The organism is Streptomyces sp. NPDC091279 (assembly GCF_044757465.1).
Lineage (GTDB): Bacteria > Actinomycetota > Actinomycetes > Streptomycetales > Streptomycetaceae > Streptomyces.
In genome coordinates this window covers 1-24,969 of the sequence record NZ_JBIVVA010000019.1, presented here as the reverse complement: position 1 = coordinate 24,969, position 24,969 = coordinate 1, and the positions used below count along the sequence as shown (strand labels likewise).

Genomic DNA, 24,969 nt, shown 5'->3' with positions numbered 1-24,969 from the left:
TCGGTCACGCGGGCCCACGGCACGCCCTGGAGGGGAGCCGCCGTGGGCCTGCCCCCGTGTTCAGGCGCCGTCCGGTCGCCAGCCCTGGCGGCGCAGTACGGCCGTGATGTCGGGCGCCTCGTAGTGCTCGCCCTTGAGGACCTTGCCGTCCTCGCGGCGGGCGATCCTGCCGTCGGGCCCGAGCTTGGTCATGTTCGAGCGGTGGATCTCCGCGATCACCGCGTCCAGGTCGATGCCGTGCACCAGGGCCGTGCCGTAGGCGACGTAGACGACGTCGGCCAGCTCGTGCGCGAGTCTGTCGAGGGGGCCCGTGACGGACACCTCGGCCACCTCGGCGGCCTCCTCGCGCAGCAACTCCCCGCGGTGCGCGGCGAGTTGCTCGGGGATCTCGGTGGGCGTGGTGCGGGCGTCGAGACCGACGGCGAGATGGAAGGCACGGACCAGGTCGGCGGGCGAGGCACTCATGACGGCGACTCTATCGACCGCCTCTGACAGTCGGGTCCCGGGCAGCCCTGGTCAGCACCGCACACCGGCTGGCAGGATCGCCCGCATGTCCCTGTTCTTCCCCCGGCTCGGCCGCCGCCCGGCCCTCTTGGGAGCGGCCGCCGGTTTCGTCGTCGTCGGGCTGCTGCTGTGGTGGCTGCTGCCGCTGGGCGAGGAGCCGCCGAGCGGGACGGTCACGTTCAGCACGGGGACCAGGGCGGGGGTGTATCAGCAGTACGGGAAGCTGCTCCAGCACGAGTTCCACGAGGACATGCCGGGCTTGGACGTGCGGCTGCTGACGAGTGCCGGGTCGCAGGAGAACGTGCGGCGGGTGGCCACCGGGCAGGCCGACTTCACCATCGCGGCCGCCGACGCCGTCGAGACGTACGACCTGAGCGACGACAATCCGGGCGCGACCCGGCTGCGCGGGGTGGCCCGGCTCTACGACGACTATGTGCAACTGGTCGTGCCGCGCGACTCACCGGTGAAGTCGGTCGCGGATCTGCGCGGCCGACGGGTGTCGACGGGGCCGCCCGGCTCCGGGGTGCGGCTGATAGCGGACCGCGTCCTGAAGGCGGCCGGGCTCGACCCCGAGAAGGACGTCAGCTCGCGCTCCTACGGCATCGACACCGGGCCCGAGCAGCTCCGGGAGCACGGGATCGACGCGTTCTTCTGGTCCGGCGGGCTGCCCACCCAGGGGTTGCAGAAGCTCGCGTCGACGTTCGCGTTCCGGTTCCTGCCGATCGACACCGCGCTGGTGGCGAAGTTGCACGCGCAGGGCGGCGCGACCCGCTACTACCGGGCCACCAACATGCCGGAGTCGGCGTATCCGGGGCTCCAGAACGGCACCGCCGTGCCGACCATCGCGGTCTCCAACCTCCTGATGACCCGCACCGACGTCGACCCGCGCCTGACCGAGTGGGTCACCCGCACGGTCATCGACAGCCGCGACCGCATCGGCGCGACCGTCCACTCCGCGCAACTCGTCGACCTGCGCACGGCGATCTACACGGACCCGCTGCCCCTCCAGGAGGGCGCCCGCCGCTACTACCGCTCCATGAAGCCCTAGAAGGCGCGCAACGGCGTTCAGCTCGTCGGCGCCGAGCGCGGCACCGTCACCGTCACGCGCAGCCCGTGCGGCGTGTGGTGGGCGTAGGCGATGGTGCCGCCGCCCGCCGCCAGCAGGGTGCGGGAGATGGAGAGGCCGAGCCCTGAGCCGTTGATGTTCTGGTGGTGGGCGCTGCGCCAGAAGCGGTCGCCGACGCGGGTCAGCTCGTCGTCGGTCAGTCCGGGCCCCCGGTCGGTGACGACGACGGTCGTGGTGGTGCCGTCGGCCGCGACGCTCACCTCGACGGTCTCGTCCTCGGGCGTGAACTTGACGGCGTTGTCGATCACCGCGTCCAGGGCGCTGGAGAGGGTGACCGGGTCGGCCCAGGCGGTGACCGGCGGGCAGTCGCCGACCAGGTGGACGCCCTTGGCGTCGGCGGTCGGCGTCCACGCGGCGACCCGCTCGGCGGTCAGCGCCCCGATGTCGGTGATCCGCAGGTCGGCCTCGGCGTGCTCGGCGAGGGCGAGGTCGAGCAGGTCGTCGAGGACGGACGCGAGCCGCTTGCCCTCGGTGCGCACGGAGGCGATCTCCTCGTTGCCCTCGGGCAGTTCGAGCGCGAGCAGCTCGATCCGCAGCAGCAGCGCGGCCAGCGGGTTGCGCAACTGGTGGGAGGCGTCGGCGACGAAGGCGCGCTGCTGTTCCAGGACGTCCTCGACGTTGTCCGCCATCTCGTTGAACGACCGTGCCAGGCGCCGGAGTTCCGGGGGGCCGCCGGCGGCCGCGACGCGGGACTTCAGGCGTCCGGTGGCGATGTCGTGGGTGGTGGCGTCCAGCACCCGCACGGGCCGCAGCACCCACCCCGTCAGCCGCAGCGCGGCCCCCACCGCCAGCAGCATCGCCGCGCTCTCGCCCGCCCCGATCACCAGCCAGCCGTGCAGCACCCGGGAGCGCATCGGCCCGGTCGGCGAGTCGGTGACGACGACCGCGACGACGTCGCCGTCCCGGATCACCGGCGACGCGACGACCAGCCGGTGCCGCTGCCAGGGCCACACCTGGGCGGGGTCGTGGCTGCGGCGGCTGAGCAGCGCCTCGGCGAACGCGTCCCGCATCTCGCCCTCGGCCGGCAGCCGCCACTCGGTGGGCGCGCTGGCCATCGGCGTCTCGCTGCGGCAGAAGACCCCGGCCCGGATGCCGTACACGCCGTAGTAGCTGGCCAGTTCGGAGCTGAGGGTCTCCAGGCGTTCGTCGGCGTCGGCCCGGGCGGTGCCGCAGGCGTCGGTGACGAACTGGGCGAGGGCCGCGAACCGCGCGGTGTCGTCGATCCGGTCGACGACCACCCGCTGCTGCTCGGCGGCGGCCACGCTGACGGCGAGCGGGACGCCCAGGGCCAGCAGGACGGCCGCGAGCAGGACGATGAGCAGCGGCAGCAGCCGGGTACGCACTCCCGACCCGCTAGGCGGCCGGGGCGACGAGCCGGTAGCCGACCCCGCGCACGGTCTCGATCAGCGCGGGCATCCGCAGCTTGGCGCGCAGGGACGCGACATGCACCTCCAGGGTGCGCCCGGTCCCCTCCCAGCTGGTGCGCCAGACCTCGCTGATGATCTGCTCCCGGCGGAAGACCACCCCGGGCCGCTGCGCGAGCAGGGCCAGCAGGTCGAACTCCTTGCGGGTCAGCTGCACCACCGTCGCGTCCACGCTGACCTGCCGGGTGGGCAGCTCGATGAGGACCGGGCCGAGGCGCAGCGCGGTGGACTCGGCGCCGGGCGCCTCCTCGGGGACGGTGCGCCGGCTCACGGCGTGGATACGGGCGAGGAGTTCGCCGGTGTCGTAGGGCTTCACGACGTAGTCGTCGGCGCCGAGGTTGAGGCCGTGGATGCGGGAGCGGACGTCCGCGCGCGCGGTGACCATGATCACCGGGGTGCTGGTGCGTTTGCGGATCTTGCCGCACACCTCGTAGCCGTCCTGGTCGGGCAGGCCCAGGTCGAGCAGGACGACGCCGAAGCCCTCGCCCTCGGGTATCAGCGCCCGCAGCGCCTCCTCGCCGCTGCGCGCGTGGGTGACGTCGAATCCGTGCCGGGCCAGGACGGCGGACAGTGCGGCGGCGACATGGTTGTCGTCCTCGACGAGCAACAGCCTCACCGGGGCCCCCTTCGGTTCATCGGCCGTACGAACTGAGATGTGTAGATGTGAACAAGCCACGTACGCGCGCGTGCACCAGGGCAGTCACGCTGATGGACGAGGACGCCGTCAAGTGCGTTCCGGTTGCGTGGCACTTCCGTTATGCGCCCGATACGAGACGGTCGGGCCGGTGCTACGACTTGTGTCCGGTCGCTACCGGATCGTGATGCTCAGATCTCCCTCAGATGTGATGACGGTCGCATTGCCTTGTCATTACTGTCCTCCGAAACCGAGGAGGACGGGAGCCTGATCGCCATGACCGAAGTATCGGTGGCCAAGGAAGAGGTGGCCTCGACCGGCGACCTGGTCGTCCTGAAGGGCGTCAACAAGCACTTCGGCGCGTTGCACGTGCTCCAGGACATCGAGCTGACGATCACCCGCGGTGAGGTCGTCGTCGTGATCGGGCCCTCCGGGTCCGGAAAGTCGACGCTCTGCCGCACCATCAACCGGCTGGAGACGATCGACGCCGGCACCATCACGATCGACGGCAAGCCGCTGCCCCAGGAGGGCAAGGAGCTGGCGCGGCTGCGGGCCGATGTCGGGATGGTCTTCCAGTCCTTCAACCTCTTCTCGCACAAGACCGTGCTGGAGAACGTGATGCTGGGCCAGCTCAAGGTCCGCAAGGCGGAGAAGAAGAAGGCCGAGGAGAAGGCGCGGGCGCTGCTGGACCGGGTGGGGGTGGGCTCGCAGGCCGACAAGTACCCGGCGCAGCTCTCCGGCGGCCAGCAGCAGCGGGTGGCCATCGCGCGGGCGCTGGCCATGGACCCGAAGGTGATGCTCTTCGACGAGCCGACCTCGGCGCTCGACCCCGAGATGATCAACGAGGTCCTGGAGGTCATGCAGCAGCTGGCCCGGGACGGCATGACCATGATCGTCGTCACCCACGAGATGGGCTTCGCGCGGTCGGCGGCGAACCGGGTGGTCTTCATGGCCGACGGCCGGATCGTCGAGGAGGCCACGCCCGAGCAGTTCTTCAACAACCCGCGCAGCGACCGGGCCAAGGACTTCCTGTCGAAGATCCTGCACCACTGATCCGAGGTCCGGTCCGGTCCGGTCCTCGGCCCTGTCCGACCCCGGGGGCCTGTCGGTCCCCGGATCGCGCCGGTCCGACGGTCGCGTCGATCCCGGCGCCCCGCCGATTCGCCGATCCCGCCGATCCCGCACGCCGATCCGGTGCCGGGTCCGGCCGTCATCGCTCCTTCAGCGCTCCTTCAGCCAAGGGAAGTTCACCATCATGAAGCTCCGCAAGGTCACCGCCGCCTCGGCCGCCGTGCTCGCCCTGTCCGTCGCCGCCACCGCCTGCGGTTCGAGCGACAAGGACTCGGGCAGCGGGTCGAGCAAGAAGATCGCCATCGGCATCAAGTTCGACCAGCCCGGCATCGGCCAGAAGACCCCGCAGGGCTACTCCGGCTTCGACGTGGACGTGGCCACGTACGTCGCCAAGAAGCTCGGCTACAGCGCCGACCAGATCGACTGGAAAGAGTCGAAGAGCCAGGACCGCGAGACGATGCTGCAACGCGGTGACGTGGAGTTCATCGCCGCCTCCTACTCGATCACCCCGGAGCGCGAGGAGAAGGTCGACTTCGCCGGCCCGTACCTGCTCGCCCACCAGGACGTCCTGGTCGCCGCCGGTGACAACTCGATCAAGTCGGCCTCGGACCTCAACGGCAAGAAGCTGTGTTCGGTGACCGGCTCGACCTCGGCGCAGAACCTCAAGGAGAAGCTGGCCCCCAAGGCCAACCTCCAGAAGTACCCGACCTACTCGGCCTGCCTCACCGGTCTCCAGAACGGCGCCATCGAGGCGCTGACCACCGACGACTCGATCCTCGCCGGGTACGCCTCGCAGGCGCAGTTCAAGGGCAAGTTCAAGCTCGCCGGTCTGAAGATGACGAACGAGAACTACGGCATCGGCGTCAAGAAGGGCAGCGCCCTCAAGGCCAAGATCAACAAGGCCCTGGAGTCCATGGTCTCCGACGGTTCCTGGGAGACGGCCGTGAAGAAGAACTTCGGCCCCGCGGACTACAAGTACGACCCCGCGCCGAAGATCGGCGACATCAAGAGCTGACCAGGGCCCGACCGCGGTGCCGTCCATCCCGGTGGGCGGCACCGCCCGGGTGCGACCGGATCGCCACGTGGAATGTGGGAAAACGTGTTCGACTTTCTTGAAGGTTACGACCTGCTGGGAGCCTTCTGGGGGACGGTGCAGCTCACCCTGCTCTCCGCCGTCGGCTCCCTGGTGTGGGGAATCCTGCTGACCGCGATGCGGGTCGGCCCGGTGCCCCTGATGCGTGGCTTCGCCACCGCCTACGTCAACATCGTGCGGAACATCCCGCTGACCGTGATCATCCTGTTCACGTCACTGGGCCTGAACCAGACGCTCGGCGTGTCCTTCGGCGCGCAGGACTTCGACACGATCAACTTCCGGCTCGCCGTGCTGGGTCTGGTCGCCTACACCGCCGCCTTCGTGTGCGAGGCGCTGCGCTCCGGCATCAACACGGTCCCGGTCGGCCAGGCCGAGGCCGCTCGCGCGCTCGGCCTCGGCTTCACGCAGGTGCTGTTCCTCGTGGTGCTGCCGCAGGCGTTCCGTGCCGTCGTCGGCCCGCTGACCAACGTCCTCATCGCGCTCACCAAGAACACCACGGTGGCGGCGGCGATCGGGGTCGGGGAGGCGGCGACCCTGATGAAGGGAATGATCGAGAACGAGGCCCAGTTCATCCTGATCTCCTCGGTCTTCGCGTTCGGATTCGTGTGCCTGACGATGCCGACCGGTCTGGTCTTCGGCTGGGTCGGCAAGAAGGTGGCGGTGAAGCGATGAGCTCCGTTCTCTACGACGCCCAGGGCCCCCGCGCCAAACAGCGCAACGTCCTGCTCACCATCGGCTTCCTGATCGTCGCCGCGGCCGTCGTGTGGTGGGTGTTCGGCGCCCTCTCCGACAAGGGCCAGCTGGACTGGGAGAAGTGGAAGCCGTTCTTCGTCGGCACCGAGGCCTGGACGACGTACATCCTGCCGGGTCTCCAGAACACGCTGACCGCGGCGGCCCTGTCGATGCTGATCGCGCTGCCGCTGGGCGCGGTGCTCGGCATAGCGCGGCTCTCGGACCACCGGTGGGTCAGGGTGCCGGTGGGCGTGGTCATCGAGTTCTTCCGGGCCATCCCGGTGCTGATCCTGATGATCTTCGCCCAGGCCCTGTACTCGGCCTACAGCACGGTCGGTTCGGACGAACGGCCGCTGTACGCGGTCGTCACCGGCCTGGTCCTCTACAACGCGTCGGTCCTCGCGGAGATCGTCCGCGCGGGCATCCTGAGCCTGCCCAAGGGCCAGACGGAGGCGGCGCACGCGATCGGCCTGCGCAAGACCCAGACCATGACGTCGATCCTGCTCCCGCAGGCGGTCACGGCGATGCTCCCGGTCATCGTCAGCCAACTCGTCGTCATCGTGAAGGACACCGCGCTCGGCGGCGCCGTCATGACCTTCCCCGAGCTGCTCGCCTCGGCGAACACGATGAGCGGCTACTACGGCGCGAACACGATCGCCAGCTTCACGGTCGTCGCGGTGATCTTCCTGGCGCTCAACTTCAGCCTGACGAGCTTCGCGGGCTGGCTGGAACGGCGCCTGCGCAGCCGCAAGAGGTCCTCGGGCACGGTACTCAGCCCGAACGTCGCGTCGGTCGGCGAGACGGCGGGCACCGGCGCCGGGGGCGCCCCCGTGCTCTGAGCCACCGGCATCGCTACGGAAAGGGGACGACAGAGGGCTCTGTCGTCCCCTTCGCCATCAGCCGCCTCACCCGACACATCTCCAGGTGGCGCGGTCCGGCGCACCGGCCGAAGAGCGTCGCTTGACGCGGGAACCGGCAGTGGGTTGCATACGTTCTGTGATCGTGCACCCTGCTCCAACTTCCTGTTCACCCACGTCCGTCAGGACACCGCCCCGGGCAGGGGGCGCCGCGCCGTGGACCCGGTGATCATCGTCGGGGCGGGGCCCGTCGGACTGACCCTGGCCCTGGCCCTGGCCCGCCAGGAGGTGCCGTCCGTCGTGCTCGACGAGGGCACCGGCGCGGAGGAGCGACGCCCCGCGCGCACGGTCGTCCTGCGCGAGGACACCGCCGCCCTGCTGGAACGTCTCAGCGGCGTCCCCCTCGCCGCGCGGGGCACGCACTGGGCCGGATGGCGGTCGCTGCGGCGCAAGCAGGTGATGCGGGAGATCACCTTCGACGACGAACCCGCCCCGTTCCATCTCGCCCAGCACGTGCTGACCAGCGCCCTGCGCCAGGCGCTGGCGGGCGAGGAGCTGGTCACGATCGCGCCGGACAGCCGTCTCGACTCCGTCGAGCAGGAGCCCTCCGGCGTCACCGCCCACACCCGTGGCCCGGACGGCACCTGGTGGCGCGGCAGTTACCTGGTCGGCTGCGACGGCCCTCGCTCCACGGTCCGCAAGCTCCAGGACATCCGCTTCCCGGGCCGCACCGCGGTGGAACGGCACGCCGTCGCCGCCCTGCGCACCGAACTGCCGTGGCCCGAGCGGGCGTTGCTGCACCGCGTGCCGCCGTGGCGGACGGCGGGCCCGTCGGCCGGTGAGGTCACCGGACGCCCGCTGCCGGACGGCGTGTGGCGCCTGGACTGGCTGCTGCCGCCCGGCAAGGACCTGGTCACCCCCGAACTGCTGCTGACCCGCGTCCGCGAGACCCTGGCCGGCTGGACCGGCGGCTCGACCCCGCCGTACGACCTCCTCGACACCGGCGTGCACACCGTCCACCACCGGCTCGCCCGGCGCTGGCGGGTCGGGCGGGTGTTCCTCGCCGGGGACGCGGCGCATCTGCTCGGCGCCCTCGGCACCCAGGGGCTCGACGAGGGGCTCAGGGACGCCGACAACCTCGCCTGGAAACTGGCGCTGGCCTGGCACCACGGCCCGCACGAGGCGCTCCTCGACAGCTACCAGGAGGAACGACGCTCCGTGGTCGCCGCCCGGCTGCGCGCCGCCGACCAGGCCCTGCCGCTGCTGCGCGGGGGCGGCGGGCTGCGCTCCTACGTCCCCGGCTCGGCCCGTGGCCACGACGCGCTGCTCACCGACGGTCACCTCGGCTACGGCGCGCTCGGCGCCCCCGGCGGCTACGCCGACTCGCCGCTCGCACCCCGGCACCTGGAGGGCGAGGTGCCGGTCGACACCCCGGCGGGCGAGCCCGTCGAGGAGGTGCGGGTGACGGCGGAGGACGGCTCGTTCGTCGGGCTGCGGGACCGGCTCGGGCGCGGGGCGCTGCTGGTGGTGCTGATCGCGCCGGGCACCGGGGTGTGGGACCGCAAGCACTGGGTGACAGCCGGGGTCATGCCCCGGCTGGCCGCCGCCGTGGCCGCGCTGCCGCACCCCGCCGAGCTGCTGGTCGCCGAGGAGTACCCGGGCGCCGCCGCCCACACCGTTCTGCTGATCCGCCCCGACGGCCATCTCGTCACGGCGTTCAACGGCGTCCGCCCGGCCGACCTGTACGCGGCCGCCGAAGCCACCCTCGGCGGCCCGGCCGAGGCCCGCGAGGAGGCGGAGGCCACGGCCGGTTCGCGCTGACCTCCGCACCCACCGTCACTGTGCGGTCCACATAGTGACGGTGAGTTGACCGGGGTGGGCCCGCGTGGTTCACTCCGGATCGTGACCGACACCTGTGTGCGCCTGTGGCGGAGGGTCCATATGGACCTCGTCCGCTATGCGGGCTGCGTGTGTCGCCCGTCCTGCTGACCTCGCGTCTTCTTCTCCCCTCAGCGCGCCGCCTCGTTGCTGTCGCGCGCTGTCCGCGAACGCTCACTGGACGGTTCCCCATGTCTGTCATCCCCTCGGTGCCCTCGGTGCCCTCGGCGCGCGTCGCCGCTCCCCCCACCCAGGCCGAACTGCTCGACTTCGTCCGGCGCAGCGCCGCCGACGCCGAGTTGATCGCCTCCCTCCCGCTCGACCCCGAGGGCCGCACCTGGGTGCGTCTGGAGGGCCCCGGCGGCAGCGAGGCGTGGCTGATCGGCTGGCCGCCCGGCACCGGCACCGGCTGGCACGACCACGCGGAGTCCGTCGGCGCCTTCCTGACGGCGGCCGGTGAGCTGAAGGAGCACTCCCTCGCCGCGCGCCTGCCGGCCGACGGCTGGAAGACGCTGGAGCTGGACGACGGCGTCGACCGCGAACGCCGGCTCCCGGCGGGCGAGGGCCGCTCCTTCGGCCGCCACCACGTCCACGAGGTCCTCAACGAGTCCACCGACCGGCACGCGGTCTCCGTCCACGCCTACTACCCGCCGCTCCCGCAGATCCGCCGCTACAGCCGCACCGGCCCGGTGCTGCGCCTGGAGCACGTCGAACGCCCGGAGGACTGGCAGTGACCACCACCGACGAACAGCCGCCCGGCATAGACGAGTTGCTGGACCGGGTCCGCGCCACGTACACCCGCGTCTCCCCGCCCGAGGCGGCGGAGGCGGCCGCCGCGGGCGATGCCCTCCTGGTCGACATCCGCTACGCCGCCCTGCGCGACCGCGACGGCCTCATCCCCGGCGCCCTCGTCATCGAGCGCAACGAACTGGAGTGGCGCCTCGACCCCCGGGGCAGCCACCGCGTCCCCGAGGCCACCGGCCACGACCTGCGGATCGTGGTGATCTGCAACGAGGGCTACGCGTCGAGCCTGGCCGCGTCCTCCCTCCACCAACTGGGCCTCCACCGGGCGACGGACCTGACCGGAGGGTTCCAGGAGTGGCGGAGGTCGGGGTTGCCGGTCACGGCTGCTTAGGCGGGCGGGGGCGCTCGGGGTGAGGGCGTCCGCTCGGACAGTGACATTCGCTCAGGGCGTTGGCCTCGGCTTGGGCGGGTGGCATCCACTCAGGTCGGCAGCCTCCGTTCAGGGCGTTGGGCCTCGACTTAGGCAAGCGGCGTCCGCTTAGGCAGGCGGCGGCCGTTGAGGACGAGAACGGCGTCAGGGAACGCGCCCCGCTCATCCTGTGCCCCCCCTTGCCCCTTCCTCTCCTCCCCCCTCGCCCTCTCCCTCTTCCCCTCCCCCGTTTCAGAACCCTTCCCCGTCGAGGAAGTCCGCCTCCTCGCCCTCCTCTTCCAGTGCCTGTCGGACCACCCGGAGGGCCAGGCCCTGGGGGTAGCCCTTGCGGGCGAGCATGCCGGCGAGGCGGCGCAGTCGTTTGTCGCGGTCGAGGCCCCGGGTGGAGCGGAGCTTGCGGGCGACCAGCTCTCGCGCGGTCGTCTCTTCCTGCTCGGAGTCGAGCTGGGAGACGGCCTCGTCGATCAGGGTGGACTCGACGCCCTTGGTCCGCAGTTCCTGGACGAGCGCCCGCCGGGCCAGCCCCCGGCCATGGTGCCGGGACTCCACCCAGGCGTCCGCGAACGCACCGTCGTTGATCAGCCCGACCTCCTCGAACCGTGACAGCACCTCCTCGGCGGCGTCGTCCGGGATCTCCCGCTTGCGCAAGGCGTCCGCGAGTTGCTTGCGGGTGCGTGGGGTCCCGGTGAGCAGGCGCAGGCAGATCGCCCGGGCCCGCTCCACCGGGTCCGCCGGTGCCTCCGCCCGCTCGGCCCGCTCGCTTCTCGGCGAGGTGGTGAAGTCGCCGTCCGCGCCGGACGGTTCACCGCGACGCCGCTGTCCGCGCCCACGGGAACCGCGACCCGCTCGACGCGGGCGGCCTCCGGGGCCGCCGTCCGCCGGGCCCCCGTGCCCGTCGTCCGTGCCGTACCCGGCCCCCGTGTCCGCGTACGGCTCCCCGTCGCTGAACTGCCCGTACGGTTCCGCGCCCCCGTGACGCCCGTAGCCGGCGCCGCTGTCGCCTCTGTCGCCGTCGTCCGGCCCGGCAAGATCCCGCTGTCCGCCGCCCGCCCGGCCCCGCTCGCGCGGAGGTTCCGGGTGGGCGTACTCGTACTCGGCCCAGTCGGTTCGCCGTGTCACACGGATCAGCTCTTGGCGGCCGGGGTCTTGGCCTTCGTCGCCTTGGCCGCGGCGGGGGCGGGCACCTTCGCGTCGTCAGCGGCACCGGTGGAGACGGCGGCGTCGGCACCCGGCTCGGCGGTCGGCTGCTCGGGACGTACGCCGACGCCCAGCTTCTCCTTGATCTTCTTCTCGATCTCGTTGGCCAGGTCGGGGTTGTCCTTCAGGAAGTTACGCGCGTTCTCCTTGCCCTGGCCGAGCTGGTCGCCCTCGTACGTGTACCAGGCTCCGGCCTTGCGGACGAAGCCGTTCTCCACGCCCATGTCGATCAGGCCGCCCTCGCGGCTGATGCCCTGGCCGTAGAGGATGTCGAACTCGGCCTGCTTGAAGGGCGGCGCGACCTTGTTCTTGACGACCTTGACGCGAGTGCGGTTGCCGACCGCGTCGGTGCCGTCCTTCAGGGTCTCGATGCGCCGGATGTCGAGCCGCACCGAGGCGTAGAACTTCAGCGCCCGGCCACCGGTCGTGGTCTCCGGGGAGCCGAACATCACGCCGATCTTCTCGCGGAGCTGGTTGATGAAGATCGCGGTGGTCTTGGACTGGTTGAGCGCGCTGGTGATCTTCCGCAGCGCCTGGCTCATCAGACGGGCCTGGAGGCCGACGTGGCTGTCGCCCATCTCGCCCTCGATCTCCGCGCGCGGGACGAGCGCCGCGACGGAGTCGATGACGATGAGGTCGAGGGCGCCGGAGCGGACCAGCATGTCCACGATCTCCAGGGCCTGCTCGCCGTTGTCCGGCTGGGAGAGGATCAGGTTGTCGATGTCGACGCCGAGCTTCTTGGCGTACTCGGGGTCGAGAGCGTGCTCCGCGTCCACGAACGCGACCTGGCCACCGGCCTTCTGCGCGTTCGCCACGGCGTGCAGGGTCAGGGTCGTCTTGCCGGAGGACTCCGGGCCATAGACCTCCACCACGCGGCCGCGCGGCAGACCGCCGACGCCGAGGGCGACGTCCAGTGCGGTCGATCCGGTGGGGATGACCTCGATGGGTTCGTTCGGCCGCTCGCCGAGGCGCATCACCGCGCCCTTGCCGAACTGCCGTTCAATCTGTGCGAGTGCGGCGTCCAGCGCCTTCTCGCGGTCGGTTCCTGCCATGGGTTCCACCCGATTTGCTTGAGTCGATCGCTTCACGTCAAAGACGCTAACGCCTGCCACTGACAATGCGTCCCGACGCCCGTCCGACCTGTGGATAACTTGGGTGCATCTCCATCGAAACGGGTTGAAATCCCCCTGGAACCCGCTGTTGGAATCCCTGTCGAGAATCTCGCCGGAGCTTCCATCAGAATGGATGTTCGATTTTCGTGTCAAGCGCACCACGCGGCACTTCGGTAGTTCTTCGCAGGGACACAGCAGCGGCTTCACGGAGGCACAGCAGCGGCTTCACCGAGGCCGACTGGCGGCGCGGTAGCGGGGCGGACTGTCGGTCGGCGCTGCACGGGGGGGCGGCGGCCCGATGCCCGACGGAGGCTCCGGCCCCTCTCAAGGCCGAACGGCCTTCCGCAGCCGACGCCCCGCAGTGGACCACGCGAGGAGCCGAACGGCCGTCCGGCACGACTCCCTCGCTACCGCGTCCGCCGCGCGCCTCGCTGTCTCACCGCTCCTCCAACAAGGCGCGCGCCACCGCACCTTCCGACACCGCCCATCCAACACTCTCGACGAGGAAGGGGACTTGGCCATGTCACAGCACAACAGCCTCCGCACCAGCACTCCTTGCTGTCACCGAGAGCACCAGCCGCCGGAACGTCCGTGGCAGCAGGCCACGGTCTATTCCCTGTCCACCGCCACGGGCAGGGGGATACGATCATCAGCGAGGCGGGGTCGTAGCACAGAGGTAATGCGCCGCGACATCATCTCGGAGGACGTCGGTTCGAATCCGGCCGCCCCGCCCCTTAAAAAGCATCCCTCCGTTGCCCCGTCCTGTGTTCCACGGCTCCCCTGGACAAGGCTGGGCCGTATCCGGCGCACACGGCCCAGGGAGCACGTCGCCCGCAATGCCGGGGGCGGACTCCCAAGTACAGCCCCCGCCGCAACCCCGCGTGCCCCGAGGCTCGGCGCCGCCCGACTCCCCTGCTACGACGGCTCCCCCGACGCACCCGGTTCCCCTGAGCCCCCAGCCCCCGCACCCCCAGCTCTCGCGCCCCGGCGTTCTCCCTGCCACCACGCGCGCGTGGCGAGGCGGGGTGTCGGTAGGCGGCCTCCGCCTCGTCGGTGGCCGTGGACTCGGGGGTCGTCGGTGACCGCGTAGCGCTTCACGTACGCGCCCAGGAACGCCTGGAGGGTGGCGACCGCCGGGATGGCGATCAGCGCGCCGACGGCGCCGAGGAGCGCGGTGCCGACGATGACCGAGCCGAAGGCGACGGCGGGGTGGATGTCGACGGTCCGCGCGGTCAGCTTGGGCTGAAGCATGTAGTTCTCGAACTGCTGGTAGACCACGACGAAGATCAGCACCCACAGCGCGTACCAGGGCGCCACGGTGAAGGCGATCAGCATCGGCAGCGCGCCCGCGAGATACGTGCCGATGGTCGGGATGAACTGCGAGACCAGCCCCACCCACACCGCGAGCACGGGCGCGTAGGGCACGCCCAGGGCCTCCAGCAGGATGTAGTGCGCGATCCCGGAGATGAGCGCCATCAGACCGCGCGAGTAGATGTAGCCGCCGGTCTTGTTGACGGCGATCTCCCAGGCACGCAGCACCTCGGCCTGTCGCACGGGCGGCAGCACGGAGCAGATCGTGCGGCGCAGGCGCGGGCCGTCCGCGGCGAAGTAGAACGAGAACAGGGCGACCGTCAGCATCTGGAAGAGGCCGCCGAGCACCTGCGCGGAGACGTCGAGGACACCGGTGGCGCTGTTCTGCACATAGGTGCGCAGCCAGTCGGAGCGCAGCAGCCCCTCCTGGACGTCCACCCGCCGCAGCTCGGTGTGGAAGTGGATGTTGATCCAGTGGATGACGGAGTCGAGGTACTCGGGGAAATCCTCGACGATCTTGATGATCTGACCCGCGAGCATCGAGCCGAGCAGGGTGATGAACCCGGCCGTGCCCACGATCACGGCGAGGGAGACGAGGGCGGTGGCGAGTCCCCGGCGCAGCCCCCGCGAGGCCATCCAGCTCACCGCGGGCTCGACGGCGAGGGCCAGGAAGAAGGCTATGAGGATGTTGATCAGCAGGCCGGTGAGCTGGTGGAAGGCCCAACTGCCCAGCTGGAAGACGGCGTAGAGGGAGAGCGCGAGGACCAACGCGCGCGGCAGCCAACGGGGCATGCGCGCGGTGGCGGCCCCGTCGGCCGGGGCCCGCTCGGGCGGTGTCGGGCCGGACGGGGCTGCGTGCGGGGCGAGCTGCCCGGTCTCGTCAGTGGGTGCCACGGAGCAAGTCTCGCCCACGCCACTGACAATCGGCCCCGGCCCCCCGGACTTCGTGCCGGTTCAGCGGCTCTCCCCCGGAACGTTCATCACCGTGCAGACCACACGCCACACGTCCTTGGCGTCCCAGCCGGAGTCCAGCGCCTCCTGCACCGTGCGTCCGCCCAGCTCCGTCATCACGTGATCGCGCGCGAAGGTGTCGGCGTACCCCGGACCGAAGTGTTCCGCCATCCGCTGCCAGAAGACCGTCAACCGCATGCCTCCAGTATCCCGCTCCTGAGAGTGGGCCCGGAGCCGGTACCGGGCATGGGTACCGCTTTCCGCCCTACGGTCTGACGCATGTCCCCCACAGGTGCTTCCCCCCTGCCGACCATGCCCCCGGCGGGCTCCCCGCTCTTCCGCGCCGAGCACTTCGTGTGGCTCACCGCGCGCGTGCTGGAGCAGCGCCGCTTCGCGCATCACTTCCTCAACGGCGACGTCGACCCGGTGGAGACCGCGCTGAACGCCTACCGCAACGAGGACGGCGGGTACGGGCACGCCCTCGAACCGGATCTGCGCGGTCCGGTCAGCCAGCCGCTGCACACCGGGCACGCGCTGCGCGTCCTGGACTCCATCGGGCGCTGCGGCGGCCAGCGGGCGGAGCGGGTGTGCCGTTACCTCACGTCGGTCTCCACGGCGGACGGCGCGCTTCCGGCGATCCACCCCAGCCAGCGCGGCTATCCGACGGCGCCGTTCCTGCCGGTCGTGGACAACCCGCCGAGCGAACTCCTCGCCACCGGCCCGGTGGTGGGCCTGCTGCACCGCAACGAAGTCTGGCACGCCTGGCTGTTCCGGGCCACGGACTTCTGCTGGCAGGCGATCGACACCCTGAAGACATCCCACCCGTACGAGATCGAGGCCGCGGTGGCCTTCCTGGACTCCGCTCCCGACCGCCCGCGCGCGGAGGCCACCGCCGACCGGCTGGGCCGGCTGGTGCGCGAACACCGGCTCGCCGTCCTTGATCCGGACCGTCCGGACGCCTTCCCGGTCGCCCCCGGCTATGCCCCGGGCGAGCACCACTTCCCGCACGACTATGCGCGGACGCCGGGTTCGCTCGCGCGCGCGTGGTTCACCGACGAGGAGATGAGCCGTTCCCTGGACTTCCTCGCGGCCGCCCAGCAGGACGACGGCGGCTGGCCGATCCGCTGGCGCTCCTGGGCGCCGGGCACCGCCCTGGAAGCGCGTCCCATGGTGACGATCGAGGCGCTGGGCACGCTCCGCGCCCACGGCCGCGCCATCGGCTGACCTCAGCCCGTCAGGGCCCGCACTCCGGCGGTCACGACCACGGCCGCGCCCACGACCACCAGGAACGGCGCCCGCAGCAGCAGCGCCACGGCGGCGGCCGCCAGCCCGACGGCCCGCGCGTCGACCGTGAGGGCGTGCCCGTCGGCGAACGTCTGCTGCGCGGTGAGCGCCGCCAGCAGCGCGACCGGCAGCAGCGCGGCCAGCCGCTTCACCGACGGCCGTTCCAGGGCACCGGCGGGCACCAGCAGCCCGGCGAGCTTGACGAGATAGCACCCGAGGGCGGTGGCCCCGATGGCGATCCAGACGTTCATCGCGCCGCCCTTTCTTTGTCACCGTTCCGGACAGCCGCCCGAACAGCCTCTTCTTTGCCGACGATCCGGACGCTCACCCGAACGGCCTCCCCTATGCCGCCGTTTATGTCGCCGTTCAAGACGTTGACCCGCGCGGCCTCTTCTTTACCGACGATCTGGGCGCTCACCCGAACGGCCTCCTCCTTGTCGCCGTTCAAGACGCTCATCCGCGCGGTCTTCCCCTTGTCGCCGGTCAAGCCCATCACCTCGACGCCCCTTCTATGTGGCTGTCTTTGTCGGCGTCCTTGTCGGCGGGCGGGGTTGTTCTGCGCCGGCCCTCGGCCCACAGGACGGCGGGGGCGGCCAGGGAGGCCACCAGGACAGGTACACCGGCGGGCAGCACGGGCAGCAGCCCGAGGCCGAGCACGACGGCGATCCCGGCGACGACGCGCTCAGTGGTGGTCCGCAGCATCGGCGCGAGCAGCGCAAGGAAGACGGCGGGTCCGGCCGCGTCGAGCCCCCACGTCCGGGTGTCCCCGACGGCCTCGGCTCCGAGCGCGCCCAGCAGGGTGGTCAGGTTCCACAGCACATAGAGCGTCGCTCCGGTGACGGTGAAGGCGATCCGGGTGGCACGCCGCGTGGGCTGCGCCAGGGCGACGACGGTCGTCTCGTCGATCACCCACTGGGCGGCGAACGGCCGCACCGCGCGCGGGAGGGCGAGCAACTGCGACAGCCGCAGCCCGTAGAAGGCGTTCCGCGCGCCCAGGAAGAACGCCCCCGCAGCGGCCGTGAACGGATTCCCGCCGGCGGCCAGCGCTCCCACCAGGGCGAACTGGGACGCCCCGGTGAACACCAGCAGGCTCAAGGCGCACGTCTGCGCCACGGTGAGCCCGGCACCGGCCGACGTCACCCCGAAGGCGAAGCCGGACAGGCCCACCGCCACTCCGACACCGAGGGCGTCGCGGACGACGGCTCGGTCCGTCTTCTGCTCCCCCACGTCCCTCACAGCTGTCTGTTCGTTCACACCTGGACGTTAGGGGCGACGGTCAGACCCCGTCTTGTATGTTCTTGCGCTCGCGCCGGTAAGCGCCCGGCGGGACACCCACGATCCGGCTGAAATGCCGGTAGAGGTGCGGCTGGTCGACGAAGCCGACGGTGAGGGCGGCCTCAGCGGGTGACACGCCTACGTCCAGCAGCCGTCTGGCGCGCTTCACGCGCGCGTCCGTGAGCCAGGTGTGCGGCGGCAGCCCATAGGTGTCCCGGAACGCGCGCAGCAACGCGAACGGGCTCGTCCCCAGTTCCCTGGCGAGCCTCTCCAGAGTGGGCGGCTCGGCCATCCGTTCCTCCAGTACCGCGCGGGCCCGAGCGGCGGTCAGGGCGCCCGCGCTGCGCACCTCCCGGCGTGGCAGCACTCCGCCGTTCACCCGCAGCAACCGGGTCACCGCCACCCTCAGCAGGGTGTCGGCGGCCAGCGCGTCGCCCTCGTCGGTGGCCCGCAGCACCCGGTGCACGAGGGCCACGGAGTACGGGTCGTCGATCACCGGCTCGACGAAACCGGGGGTGCCCCGTATCGACGTCGTCTCGGCCGCTATCTCGGCCACCACCTCGGGCGACGGGTAGACGGCCCCGTACCGCCAGCCTTCGGGCACCCCCGCCCGTCCGGTGTGCGGGGTGTCGGGGTTGACCAGGGCGAGCCCGCCGGCGCCCGCGTGCTGTTCGGCGCTGCCGTGGTGGAAGACCTCGACGCCCTCGGCGATCGCGGCGATGACGAAGTTCTCGTGCGTGTGCCGTACGAACGTCTTGCGCACGTACCGGGCCCGCAGCAGATCGACCCCGGGCAGGTCGATGTACCGCCAGTGCCGAGCCACCTCACGAGATCCAGCCATACGTCCATTCTCCGCCGGCCCCGGCAGACACCGAACCCGCAGGTCAGCGCCGTTGTCAGTGGTCGGGTGCAGGATGGACGCATGGTCAGCGCCGCATCCGAGCCCCTGCCGGGCTTCTCCCCCGCCACCCGTGGCTGGTTCACGGGTGCCTTCTCCGCGCCCACCGCGGCCCAGTCCGGCGCCTGGCAGGCCATCCGGCGGGGCTCGGACGTCCTGGTCGTGGCCCCCACCGGGTCCGGCAAGACCCTCGCCGCCTTCCTCGCCGCCCTGGACCAGCTGGCCTCCACGCCCCCGCCCGCCGACCCGAGGAAGCGCTGCCGGGTCCTGTACGTCTCCCCGCTCAAGGCCCTCGCGGTGGACGTGGAGCGCAACCTCCGCAGCCCGCTCACCGGCATCCGCCAGGAGTCCGTGCGCCTGGGCCTGCCCGAGCCCGAGGTGACCGTGGGCATCCGCTCAGGCGACACCCCGGCCGCCGAGCGCCGCGCCCTGTCCACCCGCCCGCCGGACATCCTGATCACCACGCCGGAGTCCCTGTTCCTGATGCTGACGTCGGCGACCCGTGACGCGCTGACCGGCATCGAGACGGTGATCCTGGACGAGGTGCACGCGGTGGCCGGCACCAAGCGCGGCGCCCATCTGGCGCTCTCCCTGGAGCGCCTGGACGAGCTGCTGCCGAAGCCGGCCCGCCGCATCGGCCTCTCGGCGACCGTCCGGCCTGTCGACGAGGTGGCCCGGTACCTCGCTCCCCGGGGCCGGGTGGAGATCGTCCAGCCCGCGTCGGGCAAGGAGTTCGACCTCTCCGTGGTCGTCCCGGTGGAGGATCTGGGTGAGCTGGGCGGCTCCCCCGCCACCGACAGCACCGACGACTCGGGCGCGGCGGAACGTCCGTCGATCTGGCCGCACGTCGAGGAGCGCATCGCCGACCTGGTCCAGGCGCACCGCTCCACGATCGTGTTCGCGAACTCCCGCCGCCTCGCCGAGCGCCTGTGCAACCGGCTTAACGAGATCGCGTACGAGCGCGCCACCGGCGAGCCCCTCCCCGAGCACCACTCCCCCGCCGAGCTGATGGGCGGCTCCGGCGCCGCCCAGGGCGCGCCGCCGGTCATCGCGCGCGCCCACCACGGCTCGGTCTCCAAGGAGCAGCGCGCGCTGGTCGAGGAGGACCTCAAGGCCGGCCGGCTGCCCGCCGTGGTCGCCACCTCCAGCCTGGAGCTGGGCATCGACATGGGCGCCGTGGACCTGGTGGTCCAGGTCGAGTCGCCGCCCTCGGTCGCCTCCGGGCTCCAGCGGGTCGGGCGCGCGGGCCACCAGGTGGGGGCGGTCTCCACGGGCGTGGTCTTCCCGAAGTACCGGGGCGACCTGGTCCAGGCGGCCGTGGTCACCGAGCGCATGCGTACCGGTTCCATCGAGTCCCTGCGGGTGCCCGCCAATCCGCTGGACGTGCTGGCCCAGCAGCTGGTCGCGATGGTGGCGCTGGACACCTGGCAGGTCGACGACCTGCTGACCACGGTCCGCCGCGCGGCGCCCTTCGCGTCGTTGCCGGAGTCGGCGTTCACGGCGGTGCTGGACATGTTGGCGGGCCGCTATCCGTCCGACGCGTTTGCCGAGCTGCGCCCGCGCGTGGTGTGGGACCGGGTGGCGGGCACGGTCACCGGACGCCCGGGCGCACAGCGCCTCGCGGTCACCTCCGGGGGCACGATCCCCGATCGCGGCCTCTTCGGCGTCTTCCTGGCCGGCGCCGACCCCAAGAAGGGCGGCGGGCGGGTCGGCGAGCTGGACGAGGAGATGGTCTACGAGTCGCGCATCGGCGACGTCTTCACCCTCGGCACCAGTTCCTGGCGCATCGAGGACATCACGCGCGACCGCGTCCTGGTCTCCCCCGCGCCGGGTGTGCCGGGGCGGCTGCCCTTCTGGAAGGGCGATCAGCTGGGCCGCCCGCTGGAGCTGGGCCGCGCGGTGGGCGCGTTCCTGCGCGAGGTCGGCTCGCTGTCCGAGGAGGACGCCCGGCTGCGGCTCACGGCGGCGGGCCTGGACGCCTGGGCCGCCGGGAACGTCCTGTCGTACCTGACCGAACAGCGCGAGGCGTGCGGCCATGTGCCGGACGACCGGACGATCGTCGTCGAGCGGTTCCGGGACGAGCTGGGCGACTGGCGGGTGGTCGTGCACTCCCCGTTCGGCGCCCAGGTGCACGCCCCCTGGGCGCTCGCGCTGGGGGCCCGGCTCGCCGAGCGGTACGGCATGGACGCCCAGGTGATGCACGCCGACGACGGCATCGTGCTGCGGCTGCCGGACGCCGACCTGATGAGCCTGGACCTCCTCGACCGGGAACCGTCGGCGCCGACGGCTGCGTTCTCGGCGTCGGACTCCGACGAGGCTCCGGTCGGTGCGCAGGACGTCGTCTTCGACAAGGGCGACGTCGATCAGATCGTCACCGAACAGGTCGGCGGCTCGGCCCTGTTCGCGTCCCGGTTCCGGGAGTGCGCCGCGCGGGCCCTGCTGCTGCCGCGCCGCAGCCCCGGCAAACGCACGCCACTGTGGCAGCAGCGCCAGCGGGCCTCGCAACTCCTCCAGGTGGCCAGCGAGTTCGGGTCGTTCCCGATCGTCCTTGAGGCGGTCCGCGAGTGTCTCCAGGACGTCTTCGACGTCCCGGGGCTCGTCGAGCTGATGGGCGACCTCGAATCCCGCACGGTGCGTCTGGTCGAGGTGACGACCCAGGAGCCGTCGCCGTTCGCGCGTTCCCTGCTGTTCGGGTACGTCGCCCAGTTCCTGTACGAGGGCGATTCGCCGCTCGCCGAGCGCAGGGCCGCCGCCCTCTCCCTCGACTCCCACCTCCTCGCCGAGCTGCTGGGCCGGGCGGAGCTGCGCGAACTGCTCGACGCCGACGTCCTGACCGAGCTGGAACGCGAGCTTCAGTGGCTCACCGAGGACCGGCGCGTCAAGGATGCCGAGGGCGTCGCGGACCGGCTGCGTCTGCTCGGGCCGCTCACCGACGCCGAGTTGGCCGAGCGGGGCGCCGAACCGGCGTGGGCCCGGGGGCTGGCGTCGGCCCGGCGGGCCATCCGGGTCCGCATCGGCGGCGCCGATCACTGGGCGGCGATCGAGGACGCGGGCCGGCTGCGCGACGCCCTCGGCACGGCGCTCCCGGTCGGCGTGCCGGAGGCCTTCACGGAGCCGGTCAAGGACCCGCTCGGCGACCTCCTCGCCCGGTACGCGCGCACCCACGGCCCGTTCACGTCGGCCACTGCGGCGGCCCGGCTCGGCCTGGGCACGGCGGTCACCGAGGGCGCCCTCCAGCGGCTGACGGCGGCGGGGCGGATCGTGCAGGGCGAGTTCCATCCGGCCGGCATCGGCCAGGAATGGTGCGACGCGAGCGTGCTGCGCAGGCTGCGCCGCCGTTCCCTGGCCGCGCTGCGGCACGAACTGGAACCGGTGGAGCCGCCCGCGCTCGCCCAGTTCCTGCCCCAGTGGCAGCACATCGGCAAGGGGCACACCCTGCGCGGACTCGACGGCCTGGTCCGCGCCCTCGAACAGCTCCAGGGCGCGTCCGTGCCCGCGTCGGCCCTGGAGAAGCTGGTCCTGCCGTCCCGCGTGACCGGCTACCACCAGGCGATGCTCGACGAACTGACGGCGGCCGGAGAGGTGGTGTGGGCCGGCGCGGGCTCGCTGCCCGGCAAGGACGGCTGGATCTCCCTCTACCTGGCCGACGCCGCCCCACTGCTCCTGCCCCCGCCGCACCCCTTGGAGTTGACGGCACTGCACCAGTCCGTCCTGGACGCCCTCGCCGGGGGCTACGGCCTGTTCTTCCGCCAGATCGCCGACCAGGTCCGCGCCACCACCCACCCGGACGCCACCGACCCCCAACTCGCCGACGCCGTCTGGGACCTGGCCTGGTCCGGACGCCTCACCAACGACACGCTGGCCCCGATGCGCGCCCTCCTCGGCTCGGGCCGCACCGCCGGCTCCACCGCTCACCGCGCGAAACGGAACGTCCCGCGCGGCCGGTACGGCTCCCTCACCGGCGCCGCCCGCCCGGTCTCCCGGGGCGGCCCGCCCACCGTCGCCGGCCGCTGGTCGCTGCTCCCGGCCCGCGAGACCGACCCGACCGTCCGCGCCCACGCCCTGGCCCGGACCCTCCTCGACCGGCACGGCGTGGTCACCCGGGGTGCCGTCGCCGCCGAGGGCGTCGAGGGCGGTTTCTCAGCGACGTACCGTGTCCTGTCCGCGTTCGAGGACAGCGGCCAGGCCCGTCGCGGCTACGTCGTGGAGGGCCTCGGCGCGGCCCAGTTCGCGATGGACGGCGCGGTGGACCGCCTCCGCGCGGCAGCCAACGCCCGCGACCGGGGCGAGTCCGCGCCTCCACGCCCGCCCATGGACGACTTCATGCCGCCCGACCCGGTCACCGACTTCACGTTCCCGCCCGCCGCCCCTTACGCCGCCCGCCCCACTCCCGACTCCACGGCCGTCGTCCTGGCCGCCGCCGACCCGGCGAACGCGTACGGCGCCGCCCTTCCCTGGCCCGAGCCCCCGGACGGCGCCACCCACAAGCCGGGCCGCAAAGCGGGCTCCCTGGTCGTCCTGGTCGACGGCGAACTGACCCTCTACATGGAACGCGGCGGCAAGACCCTGCTGGCCTGGCCCACCACCCCGGACGCCACCGCCACCGACGACCCCCGCCTCACCCCGGCCGCCGAAGCCCTGGCAACGGCAGCCCGCGCGGGCTCCCTGGGCACGGTCACCGTGGAACGCGTCAACGGCACCTCAGCCCTGACCTCCCCCCTAGGCGCCCTCCTCGAAGGCAAGGGCTTCATAGCCACCCCCCGAGGCCTACGCCTCAGACCCTGACCGCCCCCCAGGGGCGCGAGGAACTGCGCGACCAGCCACGAAGGCGCCGCACCCGACACCCCATCTTGAGAAACGCAGGTCTCCCGCCAACAAACGTCCAGCCAACCCAGGCCAAGGGGCGCGGGGAACTACGCGACCAGCCACGACGGCCCGGCACCATCCCACAACCCCCACCCACCCAGGGGCGCGAGGAACTGCGCGACCAACCCCCACGACGCCGCACCCACCCTCAGAGCCCCACCCTCCGCACCCCCGTCCACCCCCACCCCCACACCCACCCGTGCCACCCTTACCCCATGCCCGAAGGAGACACCGTCTGGCAGACAGCAACCCGCCTGCACACCGCCCTAGCGGGAAAGGTGCTGACCCGCACAGACTTCCGAGTCCCCGCCCACGCGACAGCCGACCTCACCGGCCGCACCGTCCTGAACGTCACCCCGCGCGGCAAACACCTGCTGACCCGCATCGAGGGCGGCCTCACCCTCCACACCCACCTACGGATGGACGGCGCCTGGAAGGTCTTCGAGAACGGCCGGCGCTGGACCGGCGGCCCCGCCCACCAGATCCGCGTGATCCTCGGCACCGCCGACCGCACAGCCGTCGGCTACCGCCTCCCCGTCCTCGACCTCCTCCGCACCGCCGACGAGGAACGTGCCGTAGGCCACCTCGGCCCCGACCTCCTCGGCCCAGACTGGAACCCCGACCAGGCACTGGCGAACCTGCTGACCGACCCCGCCCGCTCCCTCGGCGAAGCCCTCCTGGACCAGCGCAACCTGGCCGGCATCGGCAACGTCTACAAGAGCGAGCTGTGTTTCCTCCTCGGCGCCACGCCCTGGCTCCCGATCGGCGCTCTCCCCGCCGACCGCGTCGCGAAACTCCCCGCGCTCGCCCGACGCCTCCTGGTGGCCAACCGCGACCGCCCGGTCCGCAGCACGACAGGCAGGCGCGGCCAGGACCTGTTCGTGTACGGCCGCGCCCCACGCCCCTGCCTGCGCTGCGGCACGTCCATCCGCGTGGCTGACCAGGGCGACGGCTCCCGCGAACGCCCCACCTACTGGTGCCCGACCTGCCAAAGCGGCCCGACACCACCCCACCCCGAAACCCCACGCCACCCAACCAACTGACGCCCGCCAGAACCCCCATACCCCCCGGCGCACAACCCACCAGGCACCCGCCCCCGCGACCGCACCACCGCACCACCGCACCACCGCACCACCGCACCACCGCACCACCGCACCACCGCACCACCGCACCACCGCACCACCGCACCACCGCACCACCGGGCCACCGGGCCACCGGGCCACCGGGCCACCGGGCCACCGGGCCACCGGGCCACCGGGCCACCGGGCCACCGGGCCACCGGCAGCATCGAACGCCCCCCGCCACGCCGCTCACCCAGGCCGACGCCACGATCCACCGCGCCAACCACAACGCCGCATGGGGCGCCCCACACACGGCGGCGAACCAAGACGACCACGTCCCACCCGCCCCCGTCCGGCCGAGTCAGCACCCCCCCCCGTTATGTTTTTCGCGGTCCTGCAAGAGGGCCGCTGGCCTCCGGGCCCGGCATGACTGTGTCCCCCTGTCGAAGGCATGACCTGGGGGGTGGTGTCACCGGGCTCGTGAGGTGTCGTCGGAGACGCTGATGAGAGGTCCGGCCACC

At 72.0% G+C, this 24,969-nt stretch carries 23 protein-coding genes; 12 read left to right on the top strand and 11 right to left on the bottom strand.

The window, feature by feature from the left end:
* Positions 1–60: 60 nt before the first annotated feature.
* Positions 61–465 carry a MazG nucleotide pyrophosphohydrolase domain-containing protein gene (locus ACIQOU_RS34245; RefSeq protein WP_401543681.1) on the bottom strand — a complete coding sequence of 135 codons (405 nt, stop codon included), beginning with the start codon at positions 463–465 and terminating at the stop codon, positions 61–63.
* Between the two features lie 85 nt (positions 466–550).
* Here ACIQOU_RS34245 and ACIQOU_RS34240 point away from each other — a divergent pair, with 85 nt between their 5' ends.
* Complete coding sequence (locus tag ACIQOU_RS34240) at positions 551–1,552, top strand: TAXI family TRAP transporter solute-binding subunit (RefSeq protein WP_401543679.1); 1,002 nt, start codon at positions 551–553, stop codon at positions 1,550–1,552.
* Positions 1,553–1,569: 17 nt separating this feature from the next.
* Here the strand turns inward: ACIQOU_RS34240 and ACIQOU_RS34235 are convergent, their stop codons facing one another.
* Positions 1,570–2,973 (bottom strand): sensor histidine kinase, encoded by a 1,404-nt coding sequence (locus tag ACIQOU_RS34235; protein ID WP_401543676.1) that lies wholly within the window; start codon positions 2,971–2,973, stop codon positions 1,570–1,572.
* Between the two features lie 10 nt (positions 2,974–2,983).
* Positions 2,984–3,670 (bottom strand): response regulator transcription factor, encoded by a 687-nt coding sequence (locus ACIQOU_RS34230; protein WP_401543673.1) that lies wholly within the window; start codon positions 3,668–3,670, stop codon positions 2,984–2,986.
* A gap of 294 nt (positions 3,671–3,964) precedes the next feature.
* Between ACIQOU_RS34230 and ACIQOU_RS34225 the strand changes: the two genes are divergently transcribed.
* From ACIQOU_RS34225 to ACIQOU_RS34190, 8 genes are all read left to right on the top strand, one after another.
* The gene (locus ACIQOU_RS34225) at positions 3,965–4,741 is read left to right on the top strand and encodes an amino acid ABC transporter ATP-binding protein (protein ID WP_401543670.1); all 777 of its coding nucleotides are present in this window, start codon (positions 3,965–3,967) and stop codon (positions 4,739–4,741) included.
* 202 nt (positions 4,742–4,943) lie between these two features.
* Positions 4,944–5,774 (top strand): glutamate ABC transporter substrate-binding protein, encoded by an 831-nt coding sequence (locus ACIQOU_RS34220; RefSeq protein WP_401543667.1) that lies wholly within the window; start codon positions 4,944–4,946, stop codon positions 5,772–5,774.
* Between the two features lie 84 nt (positions 5,775–5,858).
* The gene (locus ACIQOU_RS34215) at positions 5,859–6,524 is read left to right on the top strand and encodes an amino acid ABC transporter permease (protein WP_401543665.1); all 666 of its coding nucleotides are present in this window, start codon (positions 5,859–5,861) and stop codon (positions 6,522–6,524) included.
* Positions 6,521–7,423 (top strand): amino acid ABC transporter permease, encoded by a 903-nt coding sequence (locus ACIQOU_RS34210; RefSeq protein ID WP_401543662.1) that lies wholly within the window; start codon positions 6,521–6,523, stop codon positions 7,421–7,423. The genes ACIQOU_RS34215 and ACIQOU_RS34210 overlap by 4 nt, the downstream gene beginning before the upstream one ends.
* Before the next feature lie 234 nt (positions 7,424–7,657).
* Positions 7,658–9,262 carry an FAD-dependent monooxygenase gene (locus ACIQOU_RS34205; protein ID WP_401543659.1) on the top strand — a complete coding sequence of 535 codons (1,605 nt, stop codon included), beginning with the start codon at positions 7,658–7,660 and terminating at the stop codon, positions 9,260–9,262.
* A gap of 54 nt (positions 9,263–9,316) precedes the next feature.
* Positions 9,317–9,430: a putative leader peptide gene (locus tag ACIQOU_RS34200; protein ID WP_401543865.1), complete on the top strand. Its 114-nt coding sequence runs from the start codon at positions 9,317–9,319 to the stop codon at positions 9,428–9,430.
* Between the two features lie 80 nt (positions 9,431–9,510).
* Positions 9,511–10,053 carry a cysteine dioxygenase gene (locus ACIQOU_RS34195; protein ID WP_401543656.1) on the top strand — a complete coding sequence of 181 codons (543 nt, stop codon included), beginning with the start codon at positions 9,511–9,513 and terminating at the stop codon, positions 10,051–10,053.
* Positions 10,050–10,454: a rhodanese-like domain-containing protein gene (locus tag ACIQOU_RS34190; protein ID WP_401543653.1), complete on the top strand. Its 405-nt coding sequence runs from the start codon at positions 10,050–10,052 to the stop codon at positions 10,452–10,454. Before ACIQOU_RS34195 ends, ACIQOU_RS34190 begins: the two co-directional genes overlap by 4 nt.
* Before the next feature lie 270 nt (positions 10,455–10,724).
* On the opposite strand, the gene recX is transcribed toward ACIQOU_RS34190, so the two are convergent.
* The 4 genes from recX to ACIQOU_RS34170 form a co-directional block, all read right to left on the bottom strand.
* The gene (gene recX / locus ACIQOU_RS34185) at positions 10,725–11,612 is read right to left on the bottom strand and encodes a recombination regulator RecX (protein WP_401543650.1); all 888 of its coding nucleotides are present in this window, start codon (positions 11,610–11,612) and stop codon (positions 10,725–10,727) included.
* 5 nt (positions 11,613–11,617) lie between these two features.
* The gene (gene recA / locus ACIQOU_RS34180; protein ID WP_401543647.1) at positions 11,618–12,742 is read right to left on the bottom strand and encodes a recombinase RecA; all 1,125 of its coding nucleotides are present in this window, start codon (positions 12,740–12,742) and stop codon (positions 11,618–11,620) included.
* Positions 12,743–13,717: 975 nt separating this feature from the next.
* On the bottom strand, positions 13,718–15,007 hold the full coding sequence (locus tag ACIQOU_RS34175; RefSeq protein WP_401543644.1) for an AI-2E family transporter: 1,290 nt from the start codon (positions 15,005–15,007) through the stop codon (positions 13,718–13,720).
* Between the two features lie 60 nt (positions 15,008–15,067).
* Positions 15,068–15,262: a DUF3046 domain-containing protein gene (locus ACIQOU_RS34170; protein ID WP_401543641.1), complete on the bottom strand. Its 195-nt coding sequence runs from the start codon at positions 15,260–15,262 to the stop codon at positions 15,068–15,070.
* A gap of 81 nt (positions 15,263–15,343) precedes the next feature.
* Here ACIQOU_RS34170 and ACIQOU_RS34165 point away from each other — a divergent pair, with 81 nt between their 5' ends.
* Complete coding sequence (locus tag ACIQOU_RS34165; protein ID WP_401543638.1) at positions 15,344–16,288, top strand: hypothetical protein; 945 nt, start codon at positions 15,344–15,346, stop codon at positions 16,286–16,288.
* A 2-nt stretch (positions 16,289–16,290) separates the two neighbouring features.
* Here the strand turns inward: ACIQOU_RS34165 and ACIQOU_RS34160 are convergent, their stop codons facing one another.
* Genes ACIQOU_RS34160 through ACIQOU_RS34145 form a run of 4 tightly spaced genes read right to left on the bottom strand, consistent with a single transcriptional unit; the run spans position 16,291 to position 18,464 of the window.
* On the bottom strand, positions 16,291–16,599 hold the full coding sequence (locus ACIQOU_RS34160; protein WP_401543635.1) for an AzlD domain-containing protein: 309 nt from the start codon (positions 16,597–16,599) through the stop codon (positions 16,291–16,293).
* The gene (locus ACIQOU_RS34155; RefSeq protein WP_401543632.1) at positions 16,596–16,835 is read right to left on the bottom strand and encodes a hypothetical protein; all 240 of its coding nucleotides are present in this window, start codon (positions 16,833–16,835) and stop codon (positions 16,596–16,598) included. Before ACIQOU_RS34155 ends, ACIQOU_RS34160 begins: the two co-directional genes overlap by 4 nt.
* A gap of 5 nt (positions 16,836–16,840) precedes the next feature.
* Positions 16,841–17,602: an AzlC family ABC transporter permease gene (locus ACIQOU_RS34150; RefSeq protein ID WP_401543630.1), complete on the bottom strand. Its 762-nt coding sequence runs from the start codon at positions 17,600–17,602 to the stop codon at positions 16,841–16,843.
* A gap of 22 nt (positions 17,603–17,624) precedes the next feature.
* Positions 17,625–18,464 carry an AraC family transcriptional regulator gene (locus ACIQOU_RS34145; RefSeq protein ID WP_401543627.1) on the bottom strand — a complete coding sequence of 280 codons (840 nt, stop codon included), beginning with the start codon at positions 18,462–18,464 and terminating at the stop codon, positions 17,625–17,627.
* Positions 18,465–18,545: 81 nt separating this feature from the next.
* Here ACIQOU_RS34145 and ACIQOU_RS34140 point away from each other — a divergent pair, with 81 nt between their 5' ends.
* Both ACIQOU_RS34140 and ACIQOU_RS34135 read left to right on the top strand, forming a co-directional pair.
* On the top strand, positions 18,546–23,306 hold the full coding sequence (locus ACIQOU_RS34140) for an ATP-dependent helicase (protein WP_401543624.1): 4,761 nt from the start codon (positions 18,546–18,548) through the stop codon (positions 23,304–23,306).
* A gap of 296 nt (positions 23,307–23,602) precedes the next feature.
* On the top strand, positions 23,603–24,430 hold the full coding sequence (locus ACIQOU_RS34135) for an Fpg/Nei family DNA glycosylase (RefSeq protein WP_401543621.1): 828 nt from the start codon (positions 23,603–23,605) through the stop codon (positions 24,428–24,430).
* Positions 24,431–24,969 lie beyond the last annotated feature (539 nt).

Excerpts from the sequence above, each read along its gene's own strand:
- ACIQOU_RS34240 (WP_401543679.1), top strand. The coding sequence starts at position 551 with ATGTCCCTGTTCTTCCCCCGGCTCGGCCGCCGCCCGGCCCTCTTGGGA.
- ACIQOU_RS34160 (WP_401543635.1), bottom strand. The coding sequence starts at position 16,599 with ATGAACGTCTGGATCGCCATCGGGGCCACCGCCCTCGGGTGCTATCTC.
- ACIQOU_RS34170 (WP_401543641.1), bottom strand. The coding sequence starts at position 15,262 with ATGCGGTTGACGGTCTTCTGGCAGCGGATGGCGGAACACTTCGGTCCG.
- ACIQOU_RS34140 (WP_401543624.1), top strand. The coding sequence starts at position 18,546 with ATGGTCAGCGCCGCATCCGAGCCCCTGCCGGGCTTCTCCCCCGCCACC.
- ACIQOU_RS34245 (WP_401543681.1), bottom strand. The coding sequence starts at position 465 with ATGAGTGCCTCGCCCGCCGACCTGGTCCGTGCCTTCCATCTCGCCGTC.
- ACIQOU_RS34225 (WP_401543670.1), top strand. The coding sequence starts at position 3,965 with ATGACCGAAGTATCGGTGGCCAAGGAAGAGGTGGCCTCGACCGGCGAC.
- recA (WP_401543647.1), bottom strand. The coding sequence starts at position 12,742 with ATGGCAGGAACCGACCGCGAGAAGGCGCTGGACGCCGCACTCGCACAG.
- ACIQOU_RS34135 (WP_401543621.1), top strand. The coding sequence starts at position 23,603 with ATGCCCGAAGGAGACACCGTCTGGCAGACAGCAACCCGCCTGCACACC.
- ACIQOU_RS34220 (WP_401543667.1), top strand. The coding sequence starts at position 4,944 with ATGAAGCTCCGCAAGGTCACCGCCGCCTCGGCCGCCGTGCTCGCCCTG.
- ACIQOU_RS34165 (WP_401543638.1), top strand. The coding sequence starts at position 15,344 with ATGTCCCCCACAGGTGCTTCCCCCCTGCCGACCATGCCCCCGGCGGGC.
- ACIQOU_RS34195 (WP_401543656.1), top strand. The coding sequence starts at position 9,511 with ATGTCTGTCATCCCCTCGGTGCCCTCGGTGCCCTCGGCGCGCGTCGCC.
- ACIQOU_RS34210 (WP_401543662.1), top strand. The coding sequence starts at position 6,521 with ATGAGCTCCGTTCTCTACGACGCCCAGGGCCCCCGCGCCAAACAGCGC.
- ACIQOU_RS34145 (WP_401543627.1), bottom strand. The coding sequence starts at position 18,464 with ATGGCTGGATCTCGTGAGGTGGCTCGGCACTGGCGGTACATCGACCTG.